This window comes from Pectobacterium aroidearum, assembly GCF_041228105.1.
Lineage (GTDB): Bacteria > Pseudomonadota > Gammaproteobacteria > Enterobacterales > Enterobacteriaceae > Pectobacterium > Pectobacterium aroidearum.
The window spans coordinates 1019746-1039941 of record NZ_CP166097.1 but is presented as its reverse complement, the minus strand read 5'-3'; the positions used below and the strand labels follow the sequence as shown (position 1 = coordinate 1039941).

The 20196-nt window shown below is 53.5% G+C and carries 17 protein-coding genes; 8 read left to right on the top strand and 9 right to left on the bottom strand.

Annotated features, from left to right (window positions below; genetic code table 11):
- Window positions 1-170 precede the first annotated feature (170 nt).
- The 3 genes from AB8809_RS04655 to AB8809_RS04645 all read left to right on the top strand — a co-directional run bounded on the left by AB8809_RS04655 (window position 171) and on the right by AB8809_RS04645 (window position 2652).
- Window positions 171-1505, top strand: a complete 1335-nt coding sequence (locus AB8809_RS04655; protein WP_349854451.1) for a glycosyl hydrolase family 28 protein — start codon at window positions 171-173, stop codon at window positions 1503-1505.
- A gap of 82 nt (window positions 1506-1587) precedes the next feature.
- Window positions 1588-1950: a 6-carboxytetrahydropterin synthase QueD gene (queD, locus tag AB8809_RS04650; RefSeq protein ID WP_349854452.1), complete on the top strand. Its 363-nt coding sequence runs from the start codon at window positions 1588-1590 to the stop codon at window positions 1948-1950.
- Between the two features lie 93 nt (window positions 1951-2043).
- Entirely contained in the window at window positions 2044-2652 is a 609-nt protein-coding gene (locus tag AB8809_RS04645) for an inorganic diphosphatase (protein WP_230458273.1), read from the top strand.
- Window positions 2653-2666: 14 nt separating this feature from the next.
- Here the strand turns inward: AB8809_RS04645 and queE are convergent, their stop codons facing one another.
- On the bottom strand, window positions 2667-3338 hold the full coding sequence (gene queE, locus AB8809_RS04640) for a 7-carboxy-7-deazaguanine synthase QueE (RefSeq protein ID WP_349854453.1): 672 nt from the start codon (window positions 3336-3338) through the stop codon (window positions 2667-2669).
- A gap of 199 nt (window positions 3339-3537) precedes the next feature.
- Between queE and AB8809_RS04635 the strand changes: the two genes are divergently transcribed.
- A complete protein-coding gene (locus AB8809_RS04635; protein ID WP_349854454.1) occupies window positions 3538-4521 on the top strand; it encodes an MBL fold metallo-hydrolase in 984 nt (327 codons plus the stop codon).
- A gap of 15 nt (window positions 4522-4536) precedes the next feature.
- On the opposite strand, the gene AB8809_RS04630 is transcribed toward AB8809_RS04635, so the two are convergent.
- Window positions 4537-5469, bottom strand: a complete 933-nt coding sequence (locus AB8809_RS04630) for a LysR substrate-binding domain-containing protein (protein WP_349854455.1) — start codon at window positions 5467-5469, stop codon at window positions 4537-4539.
- A gap of 104 nt (window positions 5470-5573) precedes the next feature.
- On the opposite strand from AB8809_RS04630, the gene AB8809_RS04625 reads away from it, so the two are divergent.
- Window positions 5574-6557, top strand: coding sequence for an MBL fold metallo-hydrolase (locus tag AB8809_RS04625; protein ID WP_369987565.1), 984 nt, complete (start codon window positions 5574-5576; stop codon window positions 6555-6557).
- An 8-nt stretch (window positions 6558-6565) separates the two neighbouring features.
- Window positions 6566-6691 (top strand): hypothetical protein, encoded by a 126-nt coding sequence (locus AB8809_RS04620; protein WP_349854457.1) that lies wholly within the window; start codon window positions 6566-6568, stop codon window positions 6689-6691.
- A 371-nt stretch (window positions 6692-7062) separates the two neighbouring features.
- On the opposite strand, the gene AB8809_RS04615 is transcribed toward AB8809_RS04620, so the two are convergent.
- The 3 genes from AB8809_RS04615 to AB8809_RS04605 all read right to left on the bottom strand — a co-directional run bounded on the left by AB8809_RS04615 (window position 7063) and on the right by AB8809_RS04605 (window position 10998).
- On the bottom strand, window positions 7063-8202 hold the full coding sequence (locus AB8809_RS04615; protein WP_015841525.1) for a glycoside hydrolase family 105 protein: 1140 nt from the start codon (window positions 8200-8202) through the stop codon (window positions 7063-7065).
- A 43-nt stretch (window positions 8203-8245) separates the two neighbouring features.
- A complete protein-coding gene (locus tag AB8809_RS04610; protein ID WP_180778674.1) occupies window positions 8246-9805 on the bottom strand; it encodes an MFS transporter in 1560 nt (519 codons plus the stop codon).
- A 302-nt stretch (window positions 9806-10107) separates the two neighbouring features.
- Window positions 10108-10998, bottom strand: coding sequence for a LysR family transcriptional regulator (locus AB8809_RS04605; RefSeq protein WP_349854458.1), 891 nt, complete (start codon window positions 10996-10998; stop codon window positions 10108-10110).
- 169 nt (window positions 10999-11167) lie between these two features.
- Here AB8809_RS04605 and AB8809_RS04600 point away from each other — a divergent pair, with 169 nt between their 5' ends.
- Both AB8809_RS04600 and AB8809_RS04595 read left to right on the top strand, forming a co-directional pair.
- Window positions 11168-12586 carry a coniferyl aldehyde dehydrogenase gene (locus AB8809_RS04600; protein ID WP_320702742.1) on the top strand — a complete coding sequence of 473 codons (1419 nt, stop codon included), beginning with the start codon at window positions 11168-11170 and terminating at the stop codon, window positions 12584-12586.
- Window positions 12587-12633: 47 nt separating this feature from the next.
- A complete protein-coding gene (locus AB8809_RS04595; protein ID WP_015841529.1) occupies window positions 12634-13311 on the top strand; it encodes a type 1 glutamine amidotransferase domain-containing protein in 678 nt (225 codons plus the stop codon).
- 82 nt (window positions 13312-13393) lie between these two features.
- Here AB8809_RS04595 and AB8809_RS04590 read toward each other — a convergent pair whose 3' ends face one another.
- From AB8809_RS04590 to pyrG, 4 genes are all read right to left on the bottom strand, one after another.
- Window positions 13394-14470, bottom strand: coding sequence for an ABC transporter substrate-binding protein (locus AB8809_RS04590; protein ID WP_349854459.1), 1077 nt, complete (start codon window positions 14468-14470; stop codon window positions 13394-13396).
- Window positions 14471-14475: 5 nt separating this feature from the next.
- Complete coding sequence (locus tag AB8809_RS04585) at window positions 14476-16668, bottom strand: TonB-dependent siderophore receptor (RefSeq protein ID WP_349854460.1); 2193 nt, start codon at window positions 16666-16668, stop codon at window positions 14476-14478.
- A 379-nt stretch (window positions 16669-17047) separates the two neighbouring features.
- Window positions 17048-18343 (bottom strand): phosphopyruvate hydratase, encoded by a 1296-nt coding sequence (gene eno, locus AB8809_RS04580; protein ID WP_015841532.1) that lies wholly within the window; start codon window positions 18341-18343, stop codon window positions 17048-17050.
- 98 nt (window positions 18344-18441) lie between these two features.
- The gene (pyrG, locus tag AB8809_RS04575; RefSeq protein WP_015841533.1) at window positions 18442-20079 is read right to left on the bottom strand and encodes a glutamine hydrolyzing CTP synthase; all 1638 of its coding nucleotides are present in this window, start codon (window positions 20077-20079) and stop codon (window positions 18442-18444) included.
- Between the last annotated feature and the right edge of the window lie 117 nt (window positions 20080-20196).

Below are 20196 nucleotides of genomic sequence, written 5' to 3'. Positions count from 1 at the left end.
GCATGAAGCACCGCATCCTTCTCTTCGTTATGCCTTTCACATTCTCTTACGCCACACGCCATAGGCTGTGAAGCCCGCTCCAAGCTCCGCAGATTTCATCGTGTCAGATCCTGCCGAACGCCCCAAAACGTGCTGCAATGCGTTCATGGACGGCAAAATTGGATCTCATCATGAAGCACTCTATTCAGTCATACTCCCCCGCCGCCGACGGCGTCACACCGGATACCGCCATTTTTCAGCAGGCTATCGACAGGATTGCGGCACAGGGCGGCGGCACCCTGACGGTAGAACCGGGGCGCTATCTGTTAGGGGGATTGCTGCTGCCTTCCAATTTTTGCCTGCAACTGGAGGCGGGGGCTGAGCTCATCGTCAGCGGCGACTATGAGCAGTTTACGCAGGCTACCACCATCAGCATGGCCGAGCTGTCACATCGGGCGTTTCTTTATGCTTACCAACAGCGCAATATCACGATCTGCGGTCAGGGTAAGATCATGGGAAATGCCGACGCCTATTTCTCGCTGGAACCCGACGATCAAGGCTATCGCCTGCCTGCGCAACATCGCCCACGCATTGTGGTTTTTGAGGATTGCGAACACATCCGCCTGTGTGACTTTACGATTGAACACGCGCCAATGTGGACCGTGCATTTGGTCAGCTGTCGTCACGTCATCGTCGAACGCCTGACGATTGATAACGATCTGAGCATGGCGAATACCGATGCGCTGGATCTCGATAGCTGCCAGCAGGTACAAATCAGCAACTGCTCGCTGAGCGCCGCCGACGATGCACTGTGCATCAAAACCACCAATAAGCCACCACATCTGCAACGTAAGGTGCAGCAGGTCGTTATCAGCAATTGCCTGTTGCGCTCCAAGAGCTGTGCGCTGAAAGTCGGCACCGAAACCTTTGCCGACATTGAAGATATTTCCGTCAGCAACTGTGCCATTTACGATACCAACCGCGCGATCGGCCTGATATCCCGCGATGGCGGCACGTTTCGACGCTTGCAGTTCAGCAACATCACATTCCAGTGCATCGCCGCACATCCCTGCCACTGGGGCAAAGCCGATCCGATCTTTATCTCCGTACGCTATCGCGATCCTGCCATCGAACCGGGCCGGATCGAAGCGGTGCAATTTTCTCAGATCGCGGGGATCAGCGAGGGAGCGATTAACCTACACAGCACGCCCGCAGGCTACATTCGTGATATCCATTTCCATGCCGTGCACCTCGAACAGCGGCAGAGCGACTCGCCGGAACAGGGCATGTACGATGTGCGTCCGCCCTGCAACCCGGAACGCCCTACAGGTATGGGGTTAGACAATGCGTATCGGGTCGATCTCATTACCGGGCGCGCATTCGGCGTTGAGCACTACCCAGACGGCATGCCCGCGTTATTTGCTCGCGGCGTCCTGAACCTGACCACCAGCCACATGACGATCCACCGTCCCGATCCGCTCCCTTCAGGCTGGCATCACGCCACGATCGTGCAGTTGGAAGAATAAGTACTTTCGGGTAGTATGCGACGGTTTTTTGCATACTATGTTCTGAAAGCCCCCTTTTCAGAACGAAACCGGGAACATCGCTATGGTCACTACGCTATTTAAAGATTTTCAGTTTGAAGCCGCGCATCATTTGCCCCACGTACCGGAAGGCCACAAATGCGGGCGGCTGCATGGGCACTCTTTCATGGTGAGACTGGAAATTACCGGTGAAGTGGATCCGCATACCGGCTGGGTGATGGATTTCTCTGAGCTGAAATCCGCGTTCAAACCTACGTGGGAGCGGTTGGATCACCACTATCTGAATGAGATCCCCGGACTGGAAAACCCAACCAGCGAGGTGCTGGCGCACTGGATCTGGCACCAGTTGAAGCCGACATTACCGCTGCTCAGCGCCGTGATGGTGAAAGAAACCTGCACCGCGGGCTGCGTCTATAAAGGCGAGTAAACCGCCGTTACTACATCTTTCTGTAACATGTCCCCGTCATTCTGCTTGTGATGCATTCATCATCATAATCATAATGAATAGGGGATCCCCATGTTGTTTTCAGTCAGAAAATTAGCTGTCGCGCTCTCGTTTTTCTCACTTTGTGCAACGGCTGCGCCAATAAATATTCTCGATTTTCCGCAGCCCAAAAATACCCCTGATGAAATTTATGCCGTCACGGAAATTCCGGCAGGCAGCATGATTAAGTATGAAACCGATGCTGAGACCGGATTCATTATTGCCGACCGTTTCCAATCAATGCCTGTGGCGTACCCGGCAAACTACGGCTCGCTCACCCAATCATTAGGCGGTGATAACGATCCCCTTGATGTGATTTTTTATACCCGCGCCCCGCTGATCCCCGGATCGCTGATTAAACTGCGCCCGATTGGCATCCTGAAAATGATCGATGCAGGCGAAGTCGATGACAAAATTGTCGCAGTTCCAACCAGCAAGATCGATCCGACCTATGACAACATCAAAACGATTGCTGACCTGCCGCCAATCGAACAGGAAAGGCTACAGGCTTTCTTCCGGGTCTATAAACAACTGCCTGCGGGAAGAAAAGTGGTTGAGCTAAAAGGATTTGAAGACGTCAATGCCGCCAAAACTGTTATTTCAGCGGCGCATGACAGCTATATGAAGAACCATAAACAGCCATGAAGAACCACAAATAATCAGGCAATATTCAGGTATTTATGTGTCTGCATAGAAAGCCGCCAGTTACGGGCGATGCAGGTCGCAATACACAGTTTGGTCGCATCGTCTTTCTGGCTGATCGGCTGTAGAGCTACGATGCGCGGCTTATCATCATCAAGCCGCGCCAGTAGCGTATCCAACGCTTCAATATCACGTTCACGCGCCACCGGGTGTTTGATCTCATCCGCCCGTTGCAGTGCCTGATCGAGCACCTTCATGCCGCCGCGCATATTCACCTTCGGCGATACCGTCACCCAGGTTTTTGGCGAACAGCGCACGTCGTGGGTGCCGCTGGTTTCAATTTGGCAACTAAAGCCCTGCTTTTCCAACTGTAGCGTCAGCGGTGTCAAATCGTGGATACACGGCTCACCGCCGGTGATCACGATGTGGCGTGCCGTGTAACCCTGCTGCGTCATCAGCGCCAGAATATCGTCCGCACTCGCCGCGCCCCAGGCATCGTTTTCTTCCGTTTTTACCAGCACCTGATCCAATGAGGTTTCCCGCTCTGCCAGTTTGTCCCAGGTGTGTTTGGTATCGCACCAGCTACAGCCGACCGGGCACCCTTGCAGGCGCACAAACACCGCCGGCACACCGGTAAAATAGCCTTCGCCCTGTAACGTCTGGAACATTTCATTAATCGGGTACTGCATGGTTTTCACTGTCTCATTCACTTAAAAAGGCATTATACCCTAAATCCTCCGCGTTGCAGGACGGCGACAATGCAGCCCCCATTCGACGACCCCCTTGCCGAGGACAGTTGAGTAATTCGACGTGTGCATCAATAATCAATCTGTTGTTAGGATTTCACCTGCATTCGTTACGTTTCATTATTAACAAGGACAAAAACAAATGAAGTTATTGAAACCATTAGCTCTATTACTCGCCTCTTGTGCCTTTGTGCCTGCATTTTCTCAGGCGCAGGATATCGCCCAGGTTAAAACCCAGCCGGGCTATTACCGCATGATGCTGGGGCAGTTCGAAATCACGGCACTGTCTGACGGCACCAACACTATGCCGATGGATAAACTGTTGCAGCGGACACCACCGGAAAAAATTACCGAACTGCTGGCAGAGAAAGCGCTGACGCCGCAGGTGGAAACCTCCATCAACGCCTATTTGGTCAATACCGGCAAACACCTGATTCTGATCGATACAGGGAACGGTAAGCAGAGCAATCCCACGGTCGGGAAAGTGCTGCCGAACCTGATTGCGGCGGGCTACAAGCCTGAGCAGGTCGATACCATATTGATGACCCACCTGCACGGTGACCATTTTGGTGGTCTGGTACAGGACAGCAAGCTGAACTACCCGAACGCTACCGTGTATGTCAGCCAGCCAGAAACCGACTTCTGGCTCAGCCCGGATAACCTGAAAAGCGCACCAGAGAACAGAAAGGCCGCGTTCCAACGTGTGCAAACTATCTTTGATGCCATTAAGAAAGAGAACAAGCTGAAAACGTTCCCAGCACAGCAGACAGCACTGCTGCCCGGTGTGACCGCGATCCCAAGCCCAGGACATACGCCGGGACACACCTCGTTTATGGTCGAGAGCGAAGGGAAAAAATTGCTGGTATGGGGAGACATCATTCATGCGGAAGCGGTACAGATGAGCTTACCCGCTACCACTATCAGCTTTGACTCAAATATGGATCAGGCGACAGAATCCCGTAATAAAGCGCTGGCCGACGCCGCCAGTCAGGCTTACTGGGTTGCAGGCGCCCACCTGCCCTTCCCCGGCATCGGCCATGTGGGTACACGTCTGGAACGCAACGGCACCACCAACGGTTACCGCTGGCTGCCAGCGAATTACAGCGTATCGGGATTGTCACAGTAATCCCTTCGTCGTCACTCAAGCAGGGGGCGAATCCGCCTCCTGCTCCGCAATCGCCTCCGCAATTTGCTCATACAGCCACGCGATCGCCGGATTACTGTCCTGCCTTGCATGCCAAAGCGCCGAGAGCGTATATGTCGGTAAATCAAGCGGGACCGGGCTATCGTTCAGGCCATAATGCTGGCACCACAGCGTCGCTAATTTCTCCGGGACGGTGGCAACTGACGGCGTGTGCTGCAATATGCCCGGCAGGGCGGAGAAATGCGGCGTGGTGTAATAAATCGTCCGCGTCATTCCCTGTTTTTCCAGCATGTCGTCCACGATGCCATGCGCACGTTCACGGTAGGTCACCAGTAAATGGCGCTGCTGGCTGTATACCTCCAAAGGAACAGGAGACGGCAGCGCGAGCTGTTGTGGGTGCCACAACGCCCTGAACCCTGACGATAACAGCGCACGCTGTTTCAACCAGCCTGCCTGTGAGCTGGCGACGGAAATGACCAGATCGACGCTGTCATTTTCCAACCGTTCCACATCCAAAAACGGATCGGTGGCAACAAGGTTGATGCGCAAATGAGGGGCATTCGCTTTGAGCCGTTTCAGCAATAGCGGCATCAGCCATATTTCCACCCAGTCGGTCATGCCCAGCGTGATCGCGCGTGAATCGGTCAGCGGATCAAAGCTCTCGGGCTCCCCCAGAACCGACTGCAACTGTTCAAACGCAGGTGACAATTGGGTCGCCAGATAATCCGCACGTGCCGTTGGGCGCATCACCTGCCCCGTGCGGATAAACAGCGGATCGTCAAACAGCGTACGCAAACGTGCCAGCGCACCGCTCACGGCGGGTTGCCCCAAATGCAGCTTATCCGCCGCCACAGAGACACTTCTTTCACGATACAACACCAGAAATGTCACCAGCAGGTTTAAATCCACACCACGAAAATCATTTTCCATGATAGCCAGTATCAAATTAATCAATTTGAACAATAGTAGCGTCAGCAGAATAATCGTTCCAGTCCCTGACGAGCAGGGTCACTTTCCAAGAGTGCACAATGAAAATGAATCTTCTGAAACAGACGTTACTACCCGTGGTTTTGCTGATGGGTTCGCCCCTTATCGTCGAGGCAGAATCGGTGCCTCAACTGAGAACGCAGGCGCCGGGTTATTACCGCATGATGCTAGGCCAGTTTGAAATTACCGCTCTTTCTGACGGTACAATCACTATCCCACTGGATAAGCTGCTCACCCATATTTCCCACGAGGAAATGCTGCACCTGCTGGCGCAAAAGAATCTCCAGCCACAGGTTGAAACCTCGATTAATGCGTACCTCATTAATACGGGTAAACAGCTGATACTGGTCGATACAGGAGCCGGGCCGCTATTCGGCAAACAAGGAGGGAAATTACCCGATAATCTGCGCGCCGCAGGCTACCCACCCGAGAAGATCGATACCGTTTTACTGACCCATATTCATGCCGACCATTCCGGCGGCGTCTCGCGTGACGGCAAGCTGGTTTTCCCAAATGCCACCATTTACGTTAATCAGAAAGATGTGGATTTCTGGCTCAATCCGACTAATAGCAATCAGGTGCGGGATAGCGAGAAACACACGTTCGGGCAGTCTGAGGATTCATTACAACCGGTGCTTGCCGCCAAGCGACTGAAAACCTTCACGGGTAAACAGCAACTTTTTCCGGGCATTACCGCCGTACCAGCACCGGGACATACGCCGGGGCACAGCCTTTATCAGATCGAAAGTGGCGGTCAAAAACTGACGCTATGGGGCGATACGATCCATGCAGAAGCCGTACAATTTCCTCGCCCCATGACCACGATCGATTTCGATCGCAATATGGATGAAGCCGCAGAAGCTCGCTTACAGATTCTGGCCGAAGCGGCACAGAATAATGAATGGATTGGTGCGGCACATATTTCCTTCCCCGGTTTAGGCCAGGTTAAAGCCGTATATGATGCTAACGGTAAACCAAACGGCTATCGCTGGCTCCCTGCGAATTACAGTATGGCGGGGCTCAAAAACTAAGGGGCAGAATGGAATTCATTACGTTGATCGCTGGCGGTTCGCGCGGCATTGGTCGCGCAGGTGATAGCTGGCAGTTATCGGAAGAAGCCTCTTACGTCACTGGGAATTTTATTGACCTGGCAGGCGGGAAATAGACGCAACCTATGCAGGTTCCCACCGCTTAGCCTGTCTCTTAATCACATTTGTATGCAGATTAAGAGAGGCTTTCGTGCGCCATACTGCGGCAATTCATGTTGCGCTATGTACACGCGCCCGACGTAGGGCGGCTCAATCGCCGCCGCCCTACGAACCCAGGCTTCCGGCTAAATTATGCCGCTACGCGGTTCCATCGGTGCGTTTGACCGCTTTTCGAGCCGCCAGCGACATGCTCCCGGCATGGCGCTGGCTTTCGCGACGTCCTGTCGCTCACTCGGCGGTCAAGCGCACCGCTGCATAATTTTCACGCCGGATAACGGCCAAACCATAAAAATTCACAGCATTTGCATATAAGAGTTGCGATGAGCTGTTACAGATATACCCGCAAATATTCCGCCAGACACAGGATCGCCATTGCCTGACCGTACGGCATGGAGGTCAGCGCGATGTTGCGGTAGAAGTCCAGATCGTTGCCCATCGCCGTACCGAATGATACCTGTGTCAGTTCGCCATCCTCATTAACGTGATTAATCACGCCGCGAATCGCTTTCTCCGCCACTTCAGCGTAGCTCGGATCGACATAGCGCTTGCGCACCGCTTTCAAAATACCGTAGGCAAAACCGGCGGTTGCCGAGCTTTCGAGGTACGAGTTTGGATCGTCAATCAGCGTGTGCCACAGGCCACTGTCATCCTGATATTTCGCCAATGCTTCAATCTGGCTTTCCAACACCTGCAACAGGAAGCGGCGTGTCGCGTTATGCTCCGGGAGATCCAGCAGTTCGATAAATTCAGGAATCACGATCGTCAGCCAGCTGTTACCACGGGCCCAGCGCGCTTTGGCATAGTTGTGCTGCCCTTCGAACGTCCAGCCGTGGAACCACAGGCCGCTTTCACGATCCATCAGGTATTGCACGTGTAGCAAGAACTGATACGTGGCTTCTTCCACAAACTCGGGCCGGTTTAACAGCTTGCCGATTTTCGCCAGCGGCAGCACGCTCATCATAAGCGTGTCATCCCACAGCTGCTGGTGGTTTTCATTGTTATAAACAATGTGCTGCAAACCCTGCTTGTCCGTGCGCGGCATTTCATACATCACCCACTCCGCCCAGCGCTCCAGATACGGCCGCCAGCGCGCGTCGCCCGTTTCTTCATAGCGATAAGCCAGCGTCAGGAACGGACATACGGTGTTCACGTTCTTCGTCGGCGTACCTTCAGCCAAACGCTCAGTAAACCAGTCGTCGATGATGGCACGCATCTGCTCGTCACCCGTCTGCTGATAATACTGGTAAATCCCGTACAGCCCGATGCCGTGCGTCCATTCCCATCCCGCCCAGCCTTTGGTATCAATCACCCGACCATCGTCCAGCCGTAACAAGAACTCACCGGTTTTATCCTCAATATTCACCAGATTGTCGGTGATACGGCAAATCAGCGCCTTCAGACCTTCACGGGAGATGAAGCGTTCCGGCTGACGTAAAAGCGGGCTATGTTTTACACTGAATACGGTCATAGTCATTCATCCAATTGAGTTATCAGTTAACAGTTCAATACAGTTACGACTGCGTGGCATGCGTGACCGGCTTGTCGCCTTTATGGCGGTTCAGGTAGCCGATGTTGTTGTTGCCCCACAGCGATTCATACGGCATACCAGCCAGCATTTCGACCGTTGCCCGCGCCTGCGGCGTAATCTTTTCCGGTACAGGGCGCCCGGCTTCGCGCATTTTCAGCGTTTCTTCCCGCAGCACGCTGTGCGTTTGCAGATTGAGTTTAAATCGCAGAGAAACCAGGAAACCCAGCGCCAGCACGCCCACGGTGCCAACGCTCAAAATCATCAGAATCGTGTGGCTGACGCCTGGAGCTTGTACGCTCTGCCCGGACACAAAGCCGGATAGCTGCAATACCACGCCCACCAGCATCACCGCCCCCGCCTGAGAGGCTTTGCGAGTCAGCGTCATAATCCCGGCGAAGATCCCTTCGCGACGCTGCGCGGTGATCACTTCGTCCACGTCAGCGATGTAAGTGTAGGTATTCCACGGCACGTAGTTGATCCCGCCGCGCCCAATGCCAGCCAGCGCAGAAATCAACAACAGCAGAGAGAAGGTGTCATGCAGGCCGCTGTACCACAGAACCGCGTAGGAGAAGGCGCTCAGGCCGAACAGGCACACGACTAAACGGTAAGACGGCGCTGGCCCAAAGCGGATACATAGCGGAATCATGCCAATCACCGCGATGAATTGCAGAATCGCCATCGTTCCCATCAGGTTAGACGCCATCGTTGGGCTCTGCATCAGCACAAAGACCACGTAGTACGTGAACACGGCGTTAAACACGTCCTGAGCGATATACCCACCCAGATACATACCCAGATGCTGACGGAAAATACGAATGCGCAGCGTTGAGAGCAGTTCGACGTTCAGCCGTTTCAGGCTTTGTCCTAACGTCAGAGACTGACGTTCTTTCTCCGCCCGTAGCGACGCTTCCGACATTTGATCCCGCGGGCGTTCCCAGGTAAAGAAATAGACCAACGTCAGCACCAGCGCACAGATAACGGAGAACACCAGGCTCGAATAGAAGAAAGAAACGGCGTTGTCTTTGCCAAAGTAGCCCAGCAGAATGCCCGGAAGAAACGCGGCTAAAATGGCGGAAAGCTGCGCCAGTGCGATGCGTGCGCCAGAGAACTTGGTTTTCTGTTTGAAATCGTCGGTCATTTCCGGCACCAGCGTTTCATACGGCACCAGCACCATGGTGTAGACGATATCGAACAGCAAATACGTCAGCAGATAGTACCAATAGCCCATGTCCCCGACCCACATGAAGCTGTAGCTGAACACGCAGGGAATACCGAGCAGAATAAAGAATTTACGGCGGCCAAAGCGTTTGCCCAGCCAGGTGGAACCGAAGTTATCGGTCAGGAAGCCCATCAGCGGGCTGACGACGGCATCGAGCACGCGCGCCATCGCAAAAATAAAGGTTGCCTCAATCGGCGTCAGACCACAGAACGTGGTGTAAAAATAGAGTAACCAGGCGGCCGTCAGCGCGGTTGTACCAGCACCAAGAAAGTCCCCCGAACCGTAGGCTAAATAGTTAGCCAAACCGATCTTACGCGTTTTCATCGCCATCCTTCCCCGAACATTTTTAGTTATGAAGGTGTCACGCAGTTACGTTAGCGCCCGGCGATCGTGAAAACCTTTGCGCTTTTGCCACCACGCGCCCCGCGCTGGCAGCACAGGGAAGATTGGTGCGATCCGCGTCAAAGATTTTATAAAAAGCCATTTTAACTGAACGAAACCCGCAGTTCGTTTATGGCGATCACAGGATGGAAGAAGGGAAGTCAGGAGGAAGGCAGGCCGTATCGTCAATGGACACTGCCTCGTGATACCTTGAAAAATGGTGCTTTCTGTAGCAGAGAATGGCGTTATTCCGCGTGCTGTAATCGCCACAGGAAGGTCTGCCGCGCATGGGCTAAACGCGGCTGGCGCAGCGCGCCCGGCACCCAGGCCAGATAGTAATCCAGCTGTGTAGTACCGACGGGGGGCGGGATAATCGCAAGTTTCCCGGCATCCAGCAGATCCTGACATAAATACACCGGCATGACCGTCCAGCCAAATCCGCTGGTCAGCACGCGACGCAGCGCACGCAGATCCTGACTCACCACGGCAGGCACCAACCCCTTATCCTCCATGTGGTTCTTCTTCAGCCAGTGATCAATCAGGGGAAGCTCAAGGTCATACGCCAGCATCGGTTCCTGCGCCAGCGCCTGTGGCAAGTCACCGGCCTGCAATAGCCGTTCGACAATCGCAGGTGCTGCCACCGCCTGTAGCGTCGCACTCTTTAGCAAATCGCTTTTCAGCCGCTTATCCGTCACCGGGTGCGCCGTGATACCCAAATCACAGTGTCCTTCCAGCAGCATCTGTTTAATCAAATCGCCATCGCCGGTATGCATATGCACCCGCACGCCTGCTTCAAGCAGCGGTAATAGCTGCTCCGACACCACTTCCGCCATGAAATCTGCATGGCCAATGATATGCAGCGTGCCTGCGACGTCCATTGATCGCGCGCGGGCGGAAGCCAGTGCCGCCTCGGCTTCATCAAGCTTATCGCCCAGATCCGCCGCCAGATCGTCTGCCGCCGATGTTGGCGTCACGCCGTTTGCCTGACGTTCAAAGAGACGCCGCCCCACTGCCACCTCCAGCCCGGCAATGTGCTGCGACACCGCAGGCTGAGTCAGATTAAGCGCGCGCGACGCCCCGCTAATCGAGCGCTGCCGATAGACTTCCACAAATGTGCGTAACCGGATGAGTGACATACAATACCTATAGAGATTGAGATATAAAATTATTTATACCCCTCGAATAATAATCTTGTTGGCGAGTGTATCAACCCCTGCCGTATCCTTTATCCCATCCTGATTAGCCCAAAAATTCCGGCTAACCTTCTGTTTTCTCTGGTACTCGACGAATAAAAGAGGACAAAACATGTCGACACAACAATCCAAAAAGGATTTACAGGCTATCCTGAATACGATGAAGCGTGCTCACATTGCATCTGGCCCTGCCGATGCCGCACGGCGTAAAGATCGCTTACAGCGCAGCATCAATCTGATCCGCGAAAACCACGTGGCGCTTGCACAAGCCATGAGTGAAGATTTCGGCCATCGCAGCCTGTATCACTCCTTCGCCGCTGATGTCGGCACCACCTTGAAGATGCTACAGAACGCCATCGACAACGTTGAACGCTGGATGCAGCCAGAGCCAGTTGATGAACCCGCTCCCGGTATGCAGGCATGGATTCAGCATCAGCCTCTGGGCGTGATCGGCGTGATCAGCCCGTGGAACTTTCCGGTGAACCTGTCATTTGGCCCGCTGGCTGACATTTTTGCTGCCGGTAATACCGCGATTCTGAAGCCGTCAGAACTCACACCGCGTACGTCTGAACTGCTGGCGGAACTGATTGCCCACTATTTCGACCCGCTGGAATTGGCTGTGGTACTGGGTGATGCGGAAATCGGTCAGGCATTCAGCGAGCTGCCGTTCGATCATCTGGTCTTCACTGGCAGCACTGCCGTGGGGAAACACGTGATGCGCGCGGCGGCAGAGAATCTGGTGCCGGTCACGCTAGAATTGGGTGGAAAATCACCAGTCGTGATCGATAGCAGCGCAGATATCACCGAAGCCGTGGAGCGCACGCTGACGGTGAAAACCTTCAACGCTGGGCAAATCTGCCTGTCGCCGGACTATGTTCTGCTGCCCGAAGGCCAGGAGCAGGCCTTCCGCGATGCCGCGAAAGCCTTTATGCAGAAAAGCTTCCCAACGCTACAGGCGAACCCGGATTACACGTCTATCATTGCTGACAGGCATTACGATCGCCTGATTCGACTCCTGAAAGAAGCCGAGCAGCAAGGCGCAACCGTCGTCAGTCTGGCACCGGAAGGCGAAGCCCCCTACGATGCTAAAAGCCGCAAAATTGCACCGCATCTCGTGTTCGGCGTCCATGACGATATGACGATCATGCAGGAAGAAATTTTTGGCCCGCTGCTGCCGGTTAAAACCTATCAGACAGCAGAAGAACCGATTACCTATATCAACGCGCATCCACGTCCGCTGGCAGCGTATCTGTTCAGCCATGATGACGCCATGCAGCAGCGCTTCGCCGCCAGAACCACATCCGGTGCGCTGGTCATCAACGATGTGATGACGCACGTGTCTATCGACACGCTCCCATTCGGTGGCGTTGGCGCATCCGGCATCGGTGCATACCACGGCGTCCACGGATTCCGCCGTTTCAGCCACGCTAAACCGATTGTCATACAGAGTGAGGATGGCGCGTCTAACCTGACGTTGCGTGCACCTTACCATGAGAAACAAGACGCGATTGTCGCTGCCCTCAAAGGGTAATCGGCATCGATTCCCCCATTCATCCTGCAACCATAGAGAGAAAAACGATGAAAATTTTAATGGTACTGACTTCTCACGACAAACTGGGCAACACTGGCAATAAAACCGGCTTCTGGCTGGAAGAGTTTGCCGCCCCTTATTACACCTTTAAAGATGCAGGCGCCGAGCTGGTGCTCGCTTCCCCTGCTGGCGGCCAGCCGCCTCTCGACCCGAAAAGCGATCTGGCCGATTTTCAAACTGAGCTGACGCATCGCTTTAAAGCCGACCCTGCTGCGCAGCAGGAACTGGCTAATACGGTAAAACTCGATACCGTCAGCGAACAGGACTTCGATGCCGTTTTCTATCCCGGTGGCCACGGCCCGCTGTGGGATCTGGCAGAATCGCCGGTCTCGATCGCGCTCATCGAAGCCTTTGTACGCGCCAACAAACCAACCGGTTTTGTCTGCCACGCACCGGGCGTCCTGATTCATGTGAAAGCAGAAAATGGCGACGCCCTGATTAAAGGTCGCAAAGTGACGGGCTTTACCAACGGTGAAGAAGAAGCGGTTCAGTTGACGGACGTAGTGCCTTTCTTGATTGAAGATGAATTCAAGAAACTGGGCGGACTATACGAAAAAGGCCCCGACTGGGCACCGTACCTCGTTGAAGACGGCAAGCTGATCACTGGTCAGAACCCGGCAAGCTCGGAAGTCGTCGCCAAAGCGATCCTCAAACAGCTGGCTTAATCCGCGCCATCCCCTCATGTCTGTGTCTAAAAAAACAGGGCCGCATCACGATGCGGCCCTGTCATCAAATAATCCACCTCGGTTAAGGTGGAGACAAAATTGAATCCACCTGCTGCGCGGTTAAATCGATACCGTAAAAACGCTGATAAAAATCATGCGTCTCTTTTGCCATATCAATGTGCTGCATCTGCTGTGGATACAGCGTTTTTGCCAGCCAAAGAAATTGCAGCGCCTGCTCCGACGTTTCCCGGCACCACCAGAACATGCCCAGCGGATTCGCATAAACCCGCCCCTGTTTTACTGCACGTAGCTGCTGCCACTGCGCATCCTGACGGATCGCCTTCGCATCCTCAGCCCGCATCGTAATAATCACATCAGGATCGGCCTGAAAAACCTGCTCGAGCGATACGGGTGCCGTTGTCACTCCAGCACGGCTAAACCACGGTTCCGCCACGTTGATCGCGCCGCCCAGATCCATCCAGTCCTGATTCAGTGAAGGTCGTCCCGATGTGGTTAGCGGATCGCCAACCGCATGGTAGACCTTGACGCGCTGCTCAGGGGGGATCTTCTCGATCACCTCCGTCACGCGCCTGACGTTGTCCTGATAGTAGGCGGCGAAATCCTGTGCCCGACGCGATGCTTCCGGTCCCAGAATCTCACCGGTAATCAGCGTGCGTTCGACCATCGCTGCCAGCGAGTTGTAGCGAAGCGGTACGATGGCAATACCGGCTTTATTCAGCGCCTCGGCTTCCGCAACCGGCACGCTGTCCGACACGAAAAAGACCTGAGCACGGCGTGCGATCAGCGCCTCGGTATTAATTCCCATGCTTCCGCTCTGGGAAACCAGCGACGCCTGCGTAATGGATGGTACAAACTGGCGGAACAGCGGCATATCGCGCACCAGCTTCGTCGTTCCGACAATACGATCGCCATAGCCGAGCATAGCCAATATCGAGTTTTGCGCATTCCACGAGGTAGCCACCCGCTCAACCGTCGCAGGCACCGTCACCGAGCGATCGCCGTAATAGTGAATCGTCCGCTGCGCAGGTTCAGGCGTTTCCGCCTGAACCTGATGCACGCCGGAGAAACTCACCGCCAGCAACACTAACGCATTGAGTAAATACTCGCGATAGAGCGTGGTAAGGTTACGTTTCTGCATCACAATCACCAGTCAACGGTCAAAGAAGCGCGAATTTCACGCGGATCGCCGACGAAAGCGTTGGCACCGCCGTTAATGCCATCTGTGCTGCCGGGGAAAATAGAAGCCCAGTAACGCTCATTGGTGACATTATTGAGTGCAACGCGAAACGCCGCAGGCTTATCGTACAGCTTAAAGCCGTAGCGTGTGCCCAAGTCCAGCGTGACATAGCTATCCGCCCACGTCGTATTGGTATCATTGGCTGCACGCTTACCGGTGTAGTGGAGGTTCGCGATATAGACCATATTGGGGTAAGACGGGTGGCTATATTCCGTCAGTAGGTTGGCCTGCAACTTCGGCACCCCGACCACCCGTTTATTCGTCGTTGCTGCGATCCCTGTGTCAGTCAGTTTCGGATCCAGCAGCGTTGTGCTGGCATAGACATGCAAGCCGGAAAGCACTTCACCATCCGCCATCAGCTCCAGCCCGGTATTAACCTGATTACCTTGCTCCCTGAAAACGTTATCTGACGCAACATAGGCAAAAGGGCGTTCCAGACGGAAAATGGCCGCGTTCAGATTCAACCCATCCCACTGTGATTTCACCCCCGCTTCATACTGGGTACTGCGGTAAGGCTTCAGCGTCTGCCCTTTATTCACCACATAGTCATCCGTTGGCGCAGTGCCGCCCTGCTCCAGCGAATCGGCATAGGCGACATAGGTCATCACGTTGGGCAACGGTTTGTACATCAATGACACTGTCGGGCTGGTGCCGGTATCACGGGTCACGCCACCATCAGAGCCAAAACTGCGTGAGGTAAGCCAGCTTTGACTCACTACGCCCATCGCCGACCAGCGATCGTTGAAAGTGATGGTATCACCCGCCGTGATAGCCTGCTGGCTGGTGCGGCTGGATTTATAACGACCCGATCCCAGATAAAAACGCCCATCGCTGGGATCGGCGTAATTACGTGGTGAATCAATGGTGCTACTTCCCAACGGAAAGCGCTTGCCATTCCCCAGCCCGCTATAGATCGTCCACTGGTATCCGGTGGTACTGAAGACCACATCATGGGAAGGCCCGTTCGTATCAATATGGCCGTTCAGTTGCAGCGTATTGCTCAGTACCTTAAAGCGCCCGGCACTGTAAGGTTGCGTCAGAGAAGTGCTCACTGCGCCCTGATTGTTGGTAATAGAATGCGATAGTGAACGCATGCCACGATCGGCGGTTTGATAACCCACACCACCCGAGGCATACCAGTTATTATTAAAGTAGTGTTTCAGGCGGGTGCTGGCCGTTTTTGTTATCAGATCAAGACCCGCAAAGCTTTGCCCGTATCCCTGTTTCGTAATATCCGGCGCGCTGGGTAGCTGAATCGTCGGTCCATAGGAAAACCCACTGGCATAACCCATTTTGCGGAAGCGGTACTCGCTGGCGTTAACTTCCAACACCGTATCGGGCGAGAGGTTCCAGTCAAAGGCGACGCTGGCTAACTGCCGCCTCAGTGTGCTGTTGCTGGTACTTCCTTCGCCCTCATCCTGTAACAGGTTGATGCGATAGCCGAACTGATTTTCGTCCCCCATATGTCCGCCCAAATCAGCATGTCCCATCGCGGCACCTTTACCGGAATAGCCTACGGTAAAACGGTTTAACGTCTGCGCCGTTGGCCTTTTCTGCGTGAAGTTAAACTGTCCGGCAGGGCTGGCTGGTCCATACAGTGCGCCAGTCAGGCTATTAATGACATCCAATCGCTCCAACATCTCAACCGGAAAGGCGGTAGTGGAAATAATGTTTAACCCATCCAGTCGGCTGTTCGCCAGCACGTCGCCTTGCATACCACGACTTTGCGGACGGCCTACGTCAATACCGCCCCGCGCCTGCATCTGGCTGGACGCGCTGTATTTCAGAAGATCGTTAACATTTTTTGCCTGCTGATTGTCAATCATGGCTTCCGTTACAGTCGTGGTCGAATACGGCGTATCCAGTCTTGAACGTTTACCTAATGGCCCGATCTCCACATCATCGGTCGTCATCCCTGCACCAGCCAGATTCGCATTCTCCTCACTACGCCCTGCCTTAACGACCATAACGTCAGCCGCTTTTGCCTTTTCGCTGTCTTTACTCGTTATCGGTTCGGCGCTCAATACAGGTGGAACAACCACCATTAATGCTGGCAATAACCACTGTGCTTTTTTTCTATTATTTTTTCGGGCTTTCATCCGCTATATCCCTGTTGGCCAATATCATGTCAATTATCGATATGTAGTTTTTTATATATCGCCGCATACTATACAGACATGACAAAAAGAAAATAAGGAGAGCGATAGAGGGATTTATTTTATAAATCGTTGAATTTTAAAAATTAAAATATAAAAACGAGGCGTATAACTGATACCCCAAAGTAGGCATCAGATACCTGACAAAAGGAAGGAACAGAGCGTTTTTCAACGTTGCGCAGCAACGGCCCGCAGGGTGGCGGACAAGGATGTCTGCCATAAAAAAATCCAGAAACGTTTTCACGCTTCTGGATTTTTAGGGTTAATCACGTTGGCGTATATCAGGCCGTTTTCTCAGTGGCCTGATACACCAAAGACGTAATTACTGGCCTTTAACTTCTTTCAGACCGTTGAACGGTGCAGAATCACCCAGTGCTTCTTCGATACGAATCAGCTGGTTGTATTTAGCAACGCGGTCAGAACGGCTCATAGAACCGGTTTTGATCTGGCCAGCCGCTGTACCTACTGCCAGGTCAGCGATGGTCGCATCTTCAGTTTCGCCTGAACGGTGAGAGATAACAGCCGTGTAGCCTGCATCTTTCGCCATTTTAATCGCAGCCAGCGTTTCGGTCAGAGAACCGATCTGGTTGAATTTGATCAGGATGGAGTTAGCGATGCCTTTCTCGATACCTTCTTTCAGGATCTTGGTGTTGGTTACGAACAGGTCGTCACCAACCAGCTGGATTTTGTCGCCCAGAACTTTAGTCTGGTATGCGAAGCCAGCCCAGTCAGATTCGTCCAGACCGTCTTCGATAGACACGATTGGGTACTGTTTGGTCAGATCTTCCAGGAAGTGGGTGAATTCTTCAGAGGTGAACGCTTTGTTGCCTTCGCCAGCCAGAACGTATTTACCGTCTTTGTAGAATTCAGATGCTGCACAGTCCATCGCCAGCGTGATGTCTTTGCCCAGCTCGTAGCCTGCTGCTTTTACCGCTTCAGCGATAACAGCCAGTGCTTCGGCGTTGGAACCCAGGTTAGGCGCGTAGCCGCCTTCGTCACCCACAGCGGTACCCATACCTTTGGATTTCAGAACCTTAGCCAGAGTATGGAACACTTCAGAACCCATACGGATGGCTTCTTTCAGCGTTTTCGCGCCAACAGGCTGAATCATGAACTCTTGGATATCAACGTTGTTATCCGCGTGCTCGCCGCCGTTGATGATGTTCATCATTGGCAGTGGCATAGAATATTTGCCTGGGGTGCCGTTCAGTTCAGCGATGTGAGCATACAGCGGCAGACCTTTTGACGCAGCAGCAGCTTTAGCAGCAGCCAGAGACACAGCCAGAATGGCGTTAGCGCCGAATTTGGATTTGTTGTCAGTGCCATCCAGGTCGATCATGATCTTGTCGATGTTCGCCTGATCTTTCGCGTCTTTACCCACAACAGCCTGAGCAATCGGGCCGTTAACAGCGGCAACGGCTTTCGTTACGCCTTTGCCCAGAAAACGGGATTTGTCACCGTCACGCAGTTCCAGCGCTTCGCGAGAGCCAGTAGAAGCTCCTGATGGCGCAGCAGCCAGACCTACAAAACCACCTTCCAGATGAACTTCCGCTTCAACAGTTGGGTTTCCGCGTGAGTCGATGATTTCACGGCCGATGACTTTAACAATTTTGGACATTAGATTTTCCTCAGTACAAGTTAAACTAAAACTTTAGATAGAACTAAAACCCTAGACGAGCAACGCGCGATAGCGATCGCGCGTTGCTGGTATAACTCTTACTTCACCTGACGCTTCTGGTACGCGCCAGCGGCTTTCACAAAGCCGGCAAACAGGGGATGTCCATCTCGCGGCGTTGATGTGAATTCCGGGTGGAATTGACAGGCAACGAACCAGGGATGATCGGGTAACTCAACAATCTCCACCAGTTTGCGGTCGGCGGAAAGACCAGCAACCCGTAATCCCGCCGCTTCAATCTGTTTCAACAGCATGTTGTTCACTTCATAACGATGACGGTGACGTTCGATAATCGTCTGCTCACCGTACATCTGACGCACCAGACTGCCTTCGGTCAGATGGCATTGTTGCCCACCAACACGCATGGTGCCGCCCAGATCGCTGGCTTCATCACGAACTTCAACATTGCCGTTCTCATCACGCCATTCCGTGATCAGCGCAACCACCGGGTACTTACAGTCTGGCACAAACTCCGTTGAGTTTGCCCCTTCCATTCCGGCAACGTTACGGGCAAATTCCATTAATGCGACCTGCATCCCCAGGCAGATGCCCAGATAAGGGACATTGTTCTCACGGGCGTAATTCGCCGCCATGATTTTCCCTTCAACGCCGCGATAGCCAAAACCGCCCGGAATCAGGATAGCGTCTAAATCTTTCAGTACTTCGACACCACGGGTTTCGACATCCTGCGAGTCGATCAGCTTGATATTCACCGTCAGGCGATTCTTCAAGCCACCGTGTTTCAGCGCTTCAATCACGGATTTGTAAGCATCCGGCAGCGCAACATATTTGCCGACCATACCGATAGTGACTTCACCGCCCGGATTCGCTTCTTCATACACAACCTGTTCCCATTCTGACAGGTTTGCTTCAGGGCAGTTCAAGCTGAATCGTTTACAAATATAATCGTCCAGCCCTTGTGATTTCAATAGCGACGGGATTTTATAAATCGAATCAATGTCTTTAAGGGATATTACTGCTTTTTCCGGCACATTACAGAATAAAGCAATTTTTGCACGCTCATTGGCAGGCACGGTGCGGTCAGAACGGCAAATCAGCACATCAGGCTGAATACCGATGGAAAGCAGTTCTTTAACGGAGTGCTGTGTCGGCTTGGTTTTCACTTCGCCCGCCGCCGCCAGATACGGCACCAGCGTCAGGTGCATAAACAGCGTGTGCTCACGACCTACTTGTACCGCCATCTGCCGAATCGCTTCAAGGAACGGTAAGGATTCGATATCACCGACAGTTCCGCCGATTTCGACCAGAACGACATCGTGGCCTTCGCCACCTTCAATGATGCGCTCTTTAATCGCGTTGGTGATATGTGGGATCACCTGAATGGTCGCGCCCAGATAGTCGCCACGGCGCTCTTTGCGCAGGACATCAGAGTAGATACGGCCAGTGGTGAAGTTGTTGCGGCGCGACATTTTGGTGCGGATGAAACGCTCGTAGTGACCCAAGTCCAGATCGGTTTCAGCGCCGTCTTCGGTGACAAAGACTTCACCGTGTTGCGTCGGGCTCATCGTGCCCGGATCCACGTTGATGTACGGGTCCAGTTTCATGATGGTAACGTTGAGGCCACGGGCTTCGAGAATAGCCGCCAGAGAGGCTGCGGCAATGCCTTTACCCAGAGAGGAAACGACCCCGCCGGTCACAAAAATATAATTAGTTGTCATGCTGAACCTGAGAGTTTAGGTTTAAAGACGATGGAAGTACCAAGACGGGAAAGTAGTATACCTGAACCTGATGAGCGCCACAAATGTTCGTTTTACACAATGTGACGATTCCAACAC

Coding starts and splice junctions, on each gene's coding strand:
- AB8809_RS04625 (WP_369987565.1), top strand. CDS start 5,574: ATGAATCTTCTGAAACAGACGTTACTACCCGTGGTTTTGCTGATGGGT.
- AB8809_RS04605 (WP_349854458.1), bottom strand. CDS start 10,998: ATGTCACTCATCCGGTTACGCACATTTGTGGAAGTCTATCGGCAGCGC.
- AB8809_RS04620 (WP_349854457.1), top strand. CDS start 6,566: ATGGAATTCATTACGTTGATCGCTGGCGGTTCGCGCGGCATTGGTCGC.
- AB8809_RS04615 (WP_015841525.1), bottom strand. CDS start 8,202: ATGACCGTATTCAGTGTAAAACATAGCCCGCTTTTACGTCAGCCGGAA.
- AB8809_RS04585 (WP_349854460.1), bottom strand. CDS start 16,668: ATGAAAGCCCGAAAAAATAATAGAAAAAAAGCACAGTGGTTATTGCCA.
- queD (WP_349854452.1), top strand. CDS start 1,588: ATGGTCACTACGCTATTTAAAGATTTTCAGTTTGAAGCCGCGCATCAT.
- AB8809_RS04655 (WP_349854451.1), top strand. CDS start 171: ATGAAGCACTCTATTCAGTCATACTCCCCCGCCGCCGACGGCGTCACA.
- pyrG (WP_015841533.1), bottom strand. CDS start 20,079: ATGACAACTAATTATATTTTTGTGACCGGCGGGGTCGTTTCCTCTCTG.
- eno (WP_015841532.1), bottom strand. CDS start 18,343: ATGTCCAAAATTGTTAAAGTCATCGGCCGTGAAATCATCGACTCACGC.
- queE (WP_349854453.1), bottom strand. CDS start 3,338: ATGCAGTACCCGATTAATGAAATGTTCCAGACGTTACAGGGCGAAGGC.
- AB8809_RS04635 (WP_349854454.1), top strand. CDS start 3,538: ATGAAGTTATTGAAACCATTAGCTCTATTACTCGCCTCTTGTGCCTTT.
- AB8809_RS04595 (WP_015841529.1), top strand. CDS start 12,634: ATGAAAATTTTAATGGTACTGACTTCTCACGACAAACTGGGCAACACT.
- AB8809_RS04630 (WP_349854455.1), bottom strand. CDS start 5,469: ATGGAAAATGATTTTCGTGGTGTGGATTTAAACCTGCTGGTGACATTT.
- AB8809_RS04590 (WP_349854459.1), bottom strand. CDS start 14,470: ATGCAGAAACGTAACCTTACCACGCTCTATCGCGAGTATTTACTCAAT.
- AB8809_RS04600 (WP_320702742.1), top strand. CDS start 11,168: ATGTCGACACAACAATCCAAAAAGGATTTACAGGCTATCCTGAATACG.
- AB8809_RS04610 (WP_180778674.1), bottom strand. CDS start 9,805: ATGAAAACGCGTAAGATCGGTTTGGCTAACTATTTAGCCTACGGTTCG.